The 10,647-nt window shown below is 70.7% G+C and carries 11 protein-coding genes and 1 pseudogene; 4 read left to right on the forward strand and 8 right to left on the reverse strand.

From position 1 onward, the window contains the following. Window positions 1-16 precede the first annotated feature (16 nt). Entirely contained in the window at window positions 17-1,360 is a 1,344-nt protein-coding gene (locus KBY47_RS03685) for an FtsK/SpoIIIE domain-containing protein (protein ID WP_210919395.1), read from the reverse strand. Window positions 1,361-1,362: 2 nt separating this feature from the next. Continuing rightward, complete coding sequence (locus KBY47_RS03690; RefSeq protein WP_210919396.1) at window positions 1,363-1,695, reverse strand: hypothetical protein; 333 nt, start codon at window positions 1,693-1,695, stop codon at window positions 1,363-1,365. Between the two features lie 224 nt (window positions 1,696-1,919). Here KBY47_RS03690 and KBY47_RS03695 point away from each other — a divergent pair, with 224 nt between their 5' ends. After that, window positions 1,920-2,657 (forward strand): GntR family transcriptional regulator, encoded by a 738-nt coding sequence (locus KBY47_RS03695; protein ID WP_210919397.1) that lies wholly within the window; start codon window positions 1,920-1,922, stop codon window positions 2,655-2,657. Between the two features lie 703 nt (window positions 2,658-3,360). Beyond that, a complete protein-coding gene (locus KBY47_RS03700) occupies window positions 3,361-3,654 on the forward strand; it encodes a DUF6083 domain-containing protein (protein ID WP_247694141.1) in 294 nt (97 codons plus the stop codon). Window positions 3,655-3,923: 269 nt separating this feature from the next. Here the strand turns inward: KBY47_RS03700 and KBY47_RS03705 are convergent, their stop codons facing one another. After that, window positions 3,924-4,118 carry a hypothetical protein gene (locus tag KBY47_RS03705; protein WP_210919398.1) on the reverse strand — a complete coding sequence of 65 codons (195 nt, stop codon included), beginning with the start codon at window positions 4,116-4,118 and terminating at the stop codon, window positions 3,924-3,926. A gap of 222 nt (window positions 4,119-4,340) precedes the next feature. Between KBY47_RS03705 and KBY47_RS03710 the strand changes: the two genes are divergently transcribed. Beyond that, window positions 4,341-5,462 (forward strand): acyltransferase family protein, encoded by a 1,122-nt coding sequence (locus tag KBY47_RS03710; protein ID WP_210919399.1) that lies wholly within the window; start codon window positions 4,341-4,343, stop codon window positions 5,460-5,462. Between the two features lie 40 nt (window positions 5,463-5,502). Here the strand turns inward: KBY47_RS03710 and KBY47_RS03715 are convergent, their stop codons facing one another. After that, complete coding sequence (locus KBY47_RS03715) at window positions 5,503-5,961, reverse strand: HD domain-containing protein (RefSeq protein ID WP_210919400.1); 459 nt, start codon at window positions 5,959-5,961, stop codon at window positions 5,503-5,505. Continuing rightward, entirely contained in the window at window positions 5,958-7,232 is a 1,275-nt protein-coding gene (locus KBY47_RS03720) for a PP2C family protein-serine/threonine phosphatase (protein ID WP_247694142.1), read from the reverse strand. Before KBY47_RS03720 ends, KBY47_RS03715 begins: the two co-directional genes overlap by 4 nt. 163 nt (window positions 7,233-7,395) lie before the next feature. Here KBY47_RS03720 and KBY47_RS03725 point away from each other — a divergent pair, with 163 nt between their 5' ends. Beyond that, window positions 7,396-8,649: a GNAT family N-acetyltransferase gene (locus KBY47_RS03725; protein WP_210919401.1), complete on the forward strand. Its 1,254-nt coding sequence runs from the start codon at window positions 7,396-7,398 to the stop codon at window positions 8,647-8,649. Between the two features lie 7 nt (window positions 8,650-8,656). Here KBY47_RS03725 and KBY47_RS03730 read toward each other — a convergent pair whose 3' ends face one another. The 3 genes and pseudogenes from KBY47_RS03730 to KBY47_RS03740 form a co-directional block, all read right to left on the reverse strand. Then, on the reverse strand, window positions 8,657-9,466 hold the full coding sequence (locus KBY47_RS03730) for an Fpg/Nei family DNA glycosylase (protein WP_210919402.1): 810 nt from the start codon (window positions 9,464-9,466) through the stop codon (window positions 8,657-8,659). A gap of 43 nt (window positions 9,467-9,509) precedes the next feature. Further along, window positions 9,510-9,995, reverse strand: coding sequence for a ribose-5-phosphate isomerase (locus KBY47_RS03735; protein WP_210919403.1), 486 nt, complete (start codon window positions 9,993-9,995; stop codon window positions 9,510-9,512). 45 nt (window positions 9,996-10,040) lie between these two features. Next, window positions 10,041-10,647, reverse strand: a pseudogene (locus KBY47_RS03740) (serine/threonine protein kinase); the annotation flags it as partial.

Raw genomic sequence — 10,647 nt, forward strand, 5'->3', positions numbered from 1 at the left:
CGGCGAGCAGAAGGTGTTACTCAGTGACCGGGCGCGGGGTGACCAGCGGCGAAGCGGACTCCGGCGTCGAGGCGGGGCGCACGACCGGGCGGAACGGGGCCAGGAACGGCAGCTCGGGGGTGAGGTGGGCGAAGTCCCGGCAGAGGGCCACCACTTCATCCGAGGAGGTCTCGGGGGTGCGGATGCGGGACCAGCCGCCGGAGGTGTCACCGGCCACCGCGAGACCGGGACGGTCCGGGGCAATCACGGTGGCAGCCGCCACGGCGTCCGGGGCGATGTCGCCCAGGCCCATTTCAGCGGTCTGCTTGTCGTTGACGCGGTGCACCACCCGGCCGGTGAGCTGAGCCCGCAGCGCGGTCGCACCCCTGCCCAGCTCCGAGCCGAAACGCTGCCCGCAGATCTCCAGGAAGATCCCGACCGCGCGGGCCATCTGCCCGAGCCGGACCATCTGCATCACCGACCGGTCCCGGCGCTCCTCATCCTTGCGGGAGGTCACCAGGAACAGTTCCGCGACCTCGTCGACGAGGACGACCAGGGGCACCGGCCGCACCTTGCCGGGCAGTTCCCACAGGTCCGACGCCCCGTGCTCGGCGAGCAGATCGAAACGCCTCTCCATCGCGCCTACCAGGGCATCCAGCAGCAGGGCGGCATCGGCCGGGGTGGTGGCCAGGGCGGACAGGCGGGGCGCGTACCGGGACTGCTCGACACCGCGCTTGCAGTCGACGCCGACCAGGCCGACCGGCAGCGACGCCAGCCCCTTGATCAGGTTGCGCTGATACATCGACTTGCCCGACAGGTTCGCACCCAGCGTCAGCGCGTGCGGGATCTGGCGGTAGTCCCGCTCGAACACTGACCCGTCCTCCCGCAGCGCCACCGGCACCACCAGATCACGAGCCCGCACAGAGCGAGGGAGCCGCACCTGGCCCAGCACGTCATAGCCGGTCATCCGCAGCTCAACGTAACCGGGCTTGGTCTCCACCACGGTCACCGACCGCACCCCCCACGCGTGCCGGAGGCGTTCGGAGGACGCGGCGACATCCGCCGGTTCCAGACCGGCCGGGAGCCGCAGGGTCACCCGCAGGCCCGCCGAGACGGGACGGACCCGGCGCACCTTCGGCGGCACCGGCCGCACCTCACCGTGGGTGATGTTGCGGGCCATGAAGGCACGCAGGCGAGACGGCTGCACCGTCAGCCCGCACACCTCCATCGTCGACCGGTAGGTCCAGGTGAACCGGCCCCAGGTCACCGGCAGGCCGACCAGCGACCAGTACACGCGCGGCGCACGCACCTTGGCGTAGCCGAGGCCACCGGCACCAGCCGCTAAGCCCCCGACCTCCACCCAGGTCACCAGGTCACTCATGGTCAGGCCCCCAGCGGGGTGACCGCGACCGCACGGAACGAGATCCCGTGCCGCTTCTCACCGTTGAAGGTGTTCTCCCAGTCCCGCGCCTTCAGCCCGGTCACCGCCACCGGCGTACCCGGCGTCAGGTTCGACGGGACCCCGGTCTCCGGAACGGTCACCTGGTAGAGGTTGCCCTCCCCCTCGTCGGAGACCAGCAGGCCCACCGTCGACAGCGGCGCCTCCGTCTCCCGGTCGATGGCCCGCTCACCGGTCCGCTTGTTCGCCATCTTCGGCTCCGGCGCGGTCGCCACGAACACCACGGCGGTCGACAGGTCGATCTTGAACGACGGCATCTCAGCCTCTTTCGTCTACGGGATCGCGAGCTAGGTCGCCATCCACATCGCGTACTAGCTTACGTCGATGGTGCGCGTGCTAGTACGCGCCTGTCAAGTCTTTGTCACTCCAGGTCGGCCGACATAGGCCGCTCCACGTTGTGGTGGCCGACATAACATGGGATTGCGAGCTAGAACGCGACGAGATCGGGAACTAGCACGCTAGGAGGAGAAGGAGAGAAGAGATGACGCCGAAGGTGCAACGCACCGCGCCCCCGTTCATGCAGATCGCGGAACACTTCCAGGTGAAGATCAAGGAAGGTGAACTTCCGCAGGGCACAAAGCTGCCGTCGATCGTGGACATCGCCCGCGAGTGGGGAGTGGCGACCGCCACCGCCTCCAAGGCGATCAAGCAGCTCCAGGATGAGGGTTACGTACAGTCGTCGTCGCAAGGAACCTTCGTTGACCTCGGCAGGAAACTGACCAGCGGGCCCGATCGTCTCCAGATGCTGCGGGCCACGGGTAGCGGGTTCCGTCAGGGTGAGAGCGTTGAGATCTTGAGCGCTGAACTGGTTCCCGCTCCGGCGAACGTCGCCAAAGGACTAAAGGTCAACGAAGGCGATCAAGTGGTCCAGCGTCGCCGCGTGTACCGCGATGATGATGGTGTAGTGGCCGTCTCGACGTCATGGCTGTCAGGCGAGCTGGGCGAAGCCGCTCCGGAACTTCTCGAAGTCAGCGCACTCCCAAAGATGACCTTCGGCTTGATCGAAGACCGAACGGGCCGTCGCGCAGTACGTCGACGCGACGTGGTCGCGATGTGCCCAGTCCCGGACGACATCGCCGAGGTTCTCGGCACGGAGGCCGGAACGCAGGCCTTGACCATGACGAACCAGTACTGGGACCAGCACGGTGAGCCGACCGAGTACGCCCAAGACTTCCTTGGAGCCGGTCGCGAACTTTCCGCCGAGTACGCCATCGACTAACCAGCGACCAGCGCAGCGGCGTTGTTACAGGTTTCCCTACCTCATCAAGCCCCGGCTGCGCTCCGCTCCGCCGGGCGCGCTCCCGGCTCCGCTGCGCGCTGCGCTCCTGCCTTCGGCCCGCTCTGCGCGCGCTGCGCCGACGCGCGCCCACGCGTGGAAGGGGCCGGACATGGGTCGATCACCGCACGCGGCCACAGGTCAGTGCAGTGCCTCCGGCGGGGATCGGCCGACTCCGGGATGGAGGGGGCACCATTGCCGACTGCGGGCCCGTAGGGGTTCGCGTGGGAGGCTCCCATCCCGCCTGCCATCGACCCAGGCGGAGCCGAGCAGACGCGGCCCAGGGCGTCCAGGTCGTTCGTACAGTGGCGCGCTCCACCTGGACGCCCTGAACCACGCCCGCTCCACATGCGTGTGGGTCGACGGCAGACGGGATGGGAGCTGGGGCGGTTGGTGGTTGAGGTAGGCGTGTGACCAGCTCAAGAGGGCTAAATCGCGCCCTACTGGGGAGCTGCCGGATTCAACCACACTTGGCCACATGGGGGTTTTATCCGATCGCGACTGGCTTGTGTGTGATCGTTGTCATACGGCCCAGCCGACCGTGTGCAGACGTGGCCAGGTGGACCTCATGGCCCAGCTCTGCGAAGGCTGCTGGAACAGGCTCGCCAACGAGATGGCCTTAGCCGATGGCGCCACAGCCGCCCCGATGCCAGATCCCGACCCCGACGACGTGGCATGGTTCGAGCCGCCCGTCTGCCCGGAGTGCGGAACGCCGGTCCGTGTCTGCCGCACCAACTACGACCGGTGGGTGAGCCTCGCCACAGTGGAACTCCCGGCCAAGGACGTCCCCGAGCCGCTCCGCTGGCGTCTGATGCCCGTCGCAGGTCGCGCGTCCATCCCCACGGCCATGGTGGCCGTACGCGTCCGAGGGATCGATCCCCTTCCGAGCGAGCCGGTGATCCCGGCCCATCGTATGATGTGCGTCACAGGCGAGGGCTGAACCGGGCGCCGTGCCCCGTGCCCGCAGCGTGCCCGACCGAGGGGTGAATGGCGGGGAAGCACGGGGAGCCCGGGAGCATGCCGCAGAAACGCGCAGGTCAGCGTTTTAGCAGGTCAGCCCACATCCGCATACGCGATCTTCCAAACTGGCTACGCGGGTTCGATTCCCGTCGCCCGCTCTGTTTCGCCCCAGGGCCCGGTTCCTCGGAACCGGGCCCTGGGCGTGTGTGCGGGGCCCGGCCGGTGGGGGCGGGTGTCCGGGGCGGGGGTCTAGAACTGGATGGAGTTGATGGTCGACGCTATCGAGTCCAGGAACCGTTGGATGTCGTCGGCCATGCCGGTCGAGGCGAGGAAGAAGCCGAAGAGCACCGCGACGACGGCGGGACCGGCCTTGAGTGAGCCGCCTCGGATCAACACCACCAGAATGATCGCCAACAGCAGCACCACTGACAGCGAAATGGCCACAACTGATCACACCCTCGGTCGGTCCACTCTCCCGCCAGGGATGCAGCCCCGCACCCCCGCCAGAACCATCGTGCCACCAACGGGCCCCACGTATGCGGCGCGTGACGTTTCGTTGGCAGTGGCAAAAGCGGCAAGGGTGGACATTCAACCGAAGTTGGAAATGTCCGCCCAGGGAATTGGGGGGTTTTACGGAACGCCACAGGCAACGCTAGGGTGCCTCAAATGTTTCAGGCTGCATCGTCTTCCCGTCCCGCGAAGACGACCTCCGGACAGCAGCGCGACGCCTTCTTCGACAATGCGAAGTACCTCGCGATCGTGCTGGTCGCGGTCGCCCATTCCTGGGCGCCCCTACGGGACGAGAGCCGGACCCTGGATGCCGCGTACGTGCTCGTGTACGCCTTCCACATGCCGGCGTTCATCATCATCTCCGGCTTCTTCTCGCGCAGTTTCGACATGCGCGCGGACCGGCTGAAGCGCCTGGTCACCGGCCTCGTCGTGCCGTATGTCGTCTACGAGGTCGCCTACTCGCTCTTCCGGCGCCACTTCGGGGGCCAGCCCGAACTGGCGATCAGCCTCATCGACCCCCTCTTCCTGGTGTGGTTCCTGGCCGCGCTGTTCATCTGGCGGCTGACCACTCCGCTGTGGAAGCTGGTGCGTTACCCGCTGCCCCTGGCCCTCGTGATCGCGATGCTGGCGTCCGTCAGCCCGAAGATCGGCGAGGACTTCGACATGCAGCGGGTGCTCCAGTTCCTGCCGTTCTTCGTGCTGGGGCTGTTCATGAAGCCCGAGCACTTCCAGTGGGTCCGCCGGCCGGCGATGCGGATCGCTGCCGTTCCGGTGTTCCTGGGCGCCGCGGCGGTCGCCTGGTGGGCGACCCCCCGGTTCGACACCCGGTGGTTCTACCACCGTGACTCCGCGCAGGCCATGGACCACCAGTGGTGGACCGGGCCGGTGATGACGCTCCTGATGTTCGGCTGCGCGCTGGTGCTGACCGCCTGTTTCTTCGCCTGGGTGCCGGGCCGCACCACCTGGTTCACCTCGCTCGGCGCGGGCACGCTCTACGGCTTCCTGCTGCACGGCTTCCTGCTGTGGGGATCGGAGTACGCGGGCTGGTACGACGCCGCCTGGCTGCGCCGTCCGTACGGCGAGGTCTTCGTGACCGTGGTCGCGGCCGTCGTCGTCACCCTGCTGTGCACCGCCCCCGTACGACGGGTGTTCCGGTGGTCCATGGAGCCACGGATGGACTGGGCGTTCCGCCGTGACCCGGCCACCACCGCGGCCGACGCCGGGAAGCGGGCCGAGGGCGGCGGTTCGGCGACCGTGCGGGAGAAGGTCGACGCCTAGACCGGCTCCTGGACCGGCTGGGGACCGCCCGCCGGTCGGCTCAGGTTCCCGCGCCCAGACCGAGGAGTGCGCGCATCCGCGTGTACTTCTCGGTCAGCCGTGTACGGGTGGGCCCGTCGAGGCGGGCGAGCCGGGCGGGGTCCGCGTTGTGGGCCAGGTCGGCCTGTTTCACCAGGAGCGCGCCGGGCGTGGCGAGGATGCGCCCGGCGTACGCCTCGGGGGGTTCTCCGGGCCGCTTGGTGACCGCCAGCACGATGTCCTTCGTACGACGGCTCAGCGGCGCCTCGTGCAGCCACCGCGCCGACAGGGCGTCGTCCTCCACGGCGTCGTGCAGCCAGGCCGCGGCGATCTGGTCGGCGTCGCCGCCCCGGGCGCGGACGCCTTCGGCTACGGCCCGCAGGTGCTCGGCGTAGGGTCTGCCCGCCTTGTCGGTCTGGCCCTCGTGGGCGGCACGGGCGACGGCCTCCACCTCCGCGAGCGTGAGCGGCGCGCCCGTCACCGGGCGCCCTCCGCGTCGGCCACCACGTCCACGCCCACGCCCGCGCCCCGGGCCACGGTCGGCCTCGCGGCCGTCGCCGCCGCCGTGGCCGCCGCGTTCGCCGCCACCGCCGTAGGACCCTCGCGGCAGATCAGCAGCAGGGCGCGGTCGTCGTTGACGTCCTTGGCGACCGCTTCGATGAGGTGCCAGGCGGCGCCGTGGAAGCCGCCGGTGACATAGCGGTCGGCCTCGCCGGTGAGGCGGTCGATGCCCTCGACGATGTCGCGGTCGGAGGTTTCGACCAGGCCGTCCGTGAACAGCATCAACACGTCCCCGGGGCGCAGCGACCCCTTCACCGGGTCGAACTGCGCGCCCTCGTACACACCCAGCAGCGGCCCCTCCGCCGCCTTCTCCTCCCAGCGGCCGCTGCCCGCGCTGAGCTGGAGGCCCGGCGGATGGCCCGCCGAGTACAGCTCGTAGTCGCCGGAGTCCAGGTCCAGCACCAGGTGGATGGAGGTCGCGAAGCCCTCGTCCCAGTCCTGGCGCAGCAGGTAGCCGTTGGCGGCGGGCAGGAAGGCGTGCGGGGGCAGGCTGCCCAGCAGCCCGCCGAACGCGCCGGACAGCAGCAGGGCGCGGGAGCCCGCGTCCATGCCCTTGCCGGAGACGTCGGTGAGGACGACCTCCAGGGTGCGCCCGCCGTTGGTGCGGGCGGCGACGACGAAGTCACCGGAGAACGACTGGCCGCCCGCGGGCCGCAGCGCCATCTCGCGGTGCCAGCCCTGTGGCAGACCGGGCAGCTTGCTCTGCACCCGGATGCGTTCGCGCAGGTCGAACAGCATGGTGCCACCGCGCCGCCAGGGCACGCCGACCCGGCTGCGGAACTGCGCGATCAGCAGCCCCGTGAAGCCACAGGCGGCCACCACCAGCACCACACCGGGCGTCACCCGTGACGGCCCCTCGGTGTACGGGCCGAGCTGGATCGACTCCACGATCAGTGCGGTGGCCGCCGCCGCGTACAGGCCGAGCAGGCTGGCCGGGCGCAGCAGCAGCCCGCCCGCGACGATCGGCAGGACCAGCGCGGCCGGTGAGCACCACACCGAGTTGGCCATGGTGCCGACCGCGATCAGCGGGATGGTGAGCAGCAGTCCGGCGAGCGCGACCCAGTCGGAGCCGTCGCCGCGGAAGTAGTCGACGGCGCTTCTGCGCACGCCGACGCGGGCCCGGTGCCACTTCATCCTCAACCGGGCCGGGAACGTCTCGGCCGCCGCGCGCCGCTCTCGTCCTGCTGCCATTAGTTCGGGACCCTATCCATCCGACCAGCCGCTTGGCACGGGAGGCCCCACTTGTCCCCCGTCCGAGGCTCGACTTCACAGTGAACTTCACGGAGCGCCTTCGCGCCGCCACCCGGCAGAAATCCTCTCGCCCGGCCCGCATCACCCTGGTAGTCATGGCCTCATGGCACCTGACTTCGCGAAACCTTCCGGGATCGAACTGCGGACCCTGAACCCCAACGAATGGGACATCTGGTACGACAATCTGATCCGCGCCTTCGGAGGCGTCCCGGAGTCGACGCAGGAGCGGGCGCTGTGGCGGGACATCACCCAGTACGACCGTTCCCTCGCCGCCTGGGACGGCGACCTGTGCGTGGGCTCGGCGGGCGCCTTCCGGTTCCGGCTGACGGTGCCGGGCGGCGCCGGGGTGCCGGTGGCGGGCGTGACGATGGTGGGCGTGTCCGGTACGCACCGGCGGCGCGGGGTCCTCACGTCGATGATGCGGCGGCAGCTGGACGACGTGCGTTCCTGGGGTGAGCCGCTGGCGGTGCTGACCGCGTCCGAGCCCGCGATCTACGGCCGGTTCGGTTACGCCGTCGGCACCTTCTCGCTCAGCGCCGAGATCGACACCACCCGGGTACGGCTGTCCGTGCCACCCGGCACCGATGACGTACGGCTGCGGTACGCGCCGCCCGCCGAGGTGCTCGACGCGTGCGAGGCGGTGTACGCGCGGCTGGTGCCGGGGCGTCCCGGGATGCTCGCCCGGCAGCCGCACTGGGAGCGGCTCGGGCTGCTGGACCCGGAGAGCGAGCGGGACGGGGCGTCGCCCTTGCAGTGCGTGGTGGCGGAGCGGGACGGCGAGGTCACCGGGTACGCGCGCTACCGGATCCGCACCGGCTGGGGCCCCGCCGGGCACAACGGCACGGTGCTGCTGTCGGAGCTGGCCGGGCTCGATCCGGCGGCGGAGGCGGCGCTGTGGCGGTTCCTGTTCGACCTGGACCTGACGACCACGCTGGTGGCGCGGTCCCGCCCGGTCGACGAGGGCTGGCAGCACCAGGTCACCGACATCCGCCGGTGCCAGCTGCGGGTGCGGGACTCGCTGCACGTACGGCTGGTGGACGTCGGGTCGGCGCTGGAGGCGCGGACGTACCAGGCGCCGGTGGACGTGGTGTTCGAGGTCGGGGACGACTTCTGCCCCTGGAACGCGGGGCGTTGGCGGCTGTCCGGCGACGCCAAGGGCGCCACCTGCGTCCGCACCACCGACCCCGCCGATCTCGCCCTCACGGTGCGGGAGCTGGGCGCCGCCTACCTCGGCGGGGTCGGCCTCGCCTCGCTGGCGGCGGCCGGGCGGGTGCGGGAGCTGCGGCAGGGGGCGCTGGCGGAGGCGTCCGTGGCGTTCGGCTCGACGGTGGCCCCGTGGCTGCCGCACGGCTTCTGACCGTACGTCAGCCGCCCTGGCACCCCGGGCACCAGAACAGGTTGCGGGCGGCGAGGTCGGCGGTGCGGATCTCGCCGCCACAGATGTGGCAGGGCAGGGTCGCGCGCCGGTAGACGTAGACCTCGCCCCCGTGGTCGTCGACGCGGGGCGGGCGGCCCATCGCCTCCGGGGTGTGCTCGGGCCGGACGGTGTCGATGCGGTTGTTGCGGACGCCCTCGCGCATCAGCTCGACCAGGTCGGCCCAGAGGGCGTCCCACAGCGCCGGACCGATGTCCCGGCCCGCGCGGTAGGGGTCGACGCCGTGCCGGAAGAGGACCTCGGCGCGGTAGACGTTGCCGACGCCCGCGATGACCTTCTGGTCCATCAGCAGCGCGGCGATCGTCGTACGGCTGCGGCGCACGCGCGCGTAGGCGAGGCCCGGGTCGGCGTCCGGGCGCAGCGGGTCCGGGCCGAGGCGGGCGTGTATGGCGTCCTTCTCGGCGTCGGTGATCAGGGCGCAGGTGGTGGGCCCGCGCAGATCGACGTACGAGGTGGCGTCGGCGAGGCGGAGGCGGACGGTGTCGGTCGGCGGGGGCGCGGGGGCCGCGCCGAAGGTGACCTTGCCGAACAGGCCGAGGTGGATGTGGATCCAGGACTCGGCGAAGCCCAGGAAGAGGTGCTTGCCGTGAGCCTCGGTGCCGGTCAGGGGTGAGCCGTCGAGCAGCGCGGCGGCGTCGGAGAACTTGCCCTGGGGGCTGCTGACCCGGACCGGGCCGCCGGTGGCGAACCGGGCGGCGTAGTCCTGCGCCAGCCGGTGGATGGTGTGCCCCTCCGGCACGGGTCGTCCCCCTCCTCGCTCGTCCGCGCTGCTCGACCGTCCCCTACTGCTGCGGGTGGTGCGGCGGGATCGGCGGGAGGTCGCCGGTGGTCTCGTAGTCCGTGAGCATGTCGATACGGCGCTGATGGCGCTCGTCGCCGGAGAACGGGGTGCCGAGGAAGGTCTCGACGAACTTCGTGGCCTCGTCCTCGGAGTGCATCCGGGCGCCGATCGCCACGACGTTGGCGTTGTTGTGCTGGCGGCCCAGCGCCGCGGTCTCCTCGCTCCAGGCCAGGGCGGCGCGGACGCCCTTGACCTTGTTGGCGGCGATCTGCTCGCCGTTGCCGGAGCCGCCGATCACGATGCCGAGGGCGTCGGCGTCGGCGGCGGTGCGCTCGGCGGCGCGCAGGCAGAAGGGCGGGTAGTCGTCCTGGGCGTCGTAGATGTGCGGCCCGCAGTCGACGGGCTCGTGCCCCGCCGCCTTCAGCCAGTCGACGAGGTGGTTCTTGAGTTCGTAGCCCGCATGGTCGGAGCCGAGGTACACGCGCATGGCAACGAGTGTGACACGCGTGTTTCCGCCCGGCAGTGCCGGGGCTCACAGGACCGTGAAGCTGTCCTTGACCTCCTCGTAGCGCGGTACCGCCCGCTCCTCGACGTGCGGCTGGTACCAGGTGCTGATCTGGTACGACTTGCCCTTGGTGTCGAAGCCGAGCAGCCGGGCGTGCCAGGAGACACCCTTGAGGGTGAAGCGGTACTCCCAGACGACGGCGGGGTGGCCCCGGAAGGTCGTCTCCTCCAGGCGGATCTTCAGGTAGTCCTGGCCCTGGCGGGCGTTGCGCTCCGAGGTCTCCCAGGTGTCCATCAGGTCGCCGCGGGCGAGGGCGGACTTGGCGACCAGTTCCTGGGTGCCGTCCGGTGAGGTGTAGTGCACCTCGGAGCCCGTCTTCACATCCCGCTGCCAGCCGTCCGGCGGCGCCCACGCGAACCCGCCCGCCTCCTCGCGGGTGCCGGGCGGCGGGCTCTGCGGCCGTGCGGTGCCCTCGACGGTCGGCGAGGGCGTGACGGACGTCCGCGGCCCTTCGCCGCCCACCGCGCCGTTCGCGTCCCGGTCGTCGTCGGGGGTGCCCGAGGTCGCGGTGAGGACGACGGCCACGAGGGCGCCGGTCACCGCCACGGCGGCGGCGGTGAGTACGGCCGTACGG

The organism is Streptomyces sp. B93 (genome assembly GCF_018070565.1).
Classification (GTDB): domain Bacteria; phylum Actinomycetota; class Actinomycetes; order Streptomycetales; family Streptomycetaceae; genus Streptomyces.

Excerpts from the sequence above, each read along its gene's own strand:
- KBY47_RS03735 (WP_210919403.1), bottom strand. The coding sequence starts at position 9,995 with ATGCGCGTGTACCTCGGCTCCGACCATGCGGGCTACGAACTCAAGAAC.
- KBY47_RS03685 (WP_210919395.1), bottom strand. The coding sequence starts at position 1,360 with ATGAGTGACCTGGTGACCTGGGTGGAGGTCGGGGGCTTAGCGGCTGGT.
- KBY47_RS03725 (WP_210919401.1), top strand. The coding sequence starts at position 7,396 with ATGGCACCTGACTTCGCGAAACCTTCCGGGATCGAACTGCGGACCCTG.
- KBY47_RS03720 (WP_247694142.1), bottom strand. The coding sequence starts at position 7,232 with ATGGCAGCAGGACGAGAGCGGCGCGCGGCGGCCGAGACGTTCCCGGCC.
- KBY47_RS03695 (WP_210919397.1), top strand. The coding sequence starts at position 1,920 with ATGACGCCGAAGGTGCAACGCACCGCGCCCCCGTTCATGCAGATCGCG.
- KBY47_RS03700 (WP_247694141.1), top strand. The coding sequence starts at position 3,361 with ATGCCAGATCCCGACCCCGACGACGTGGCATGGTTCGAGCCGCCCGTC.
- KBY47_RS03710 (WP_210919399.1), top strand. The coding sequence starts at position 4,341 with ATGTTTCAGGCTGCATCGTCTTCCCGTCCCGCGAAGACGACCTCCGGA.
- KBY47_RS03690 (WP_210919396.1), bottom strand. The coding sequence starts at position 1,695 with ATGCCGTCGTTCAAGATCGACCTGTCGACCGCCGTGGTGTTCGTGGCG.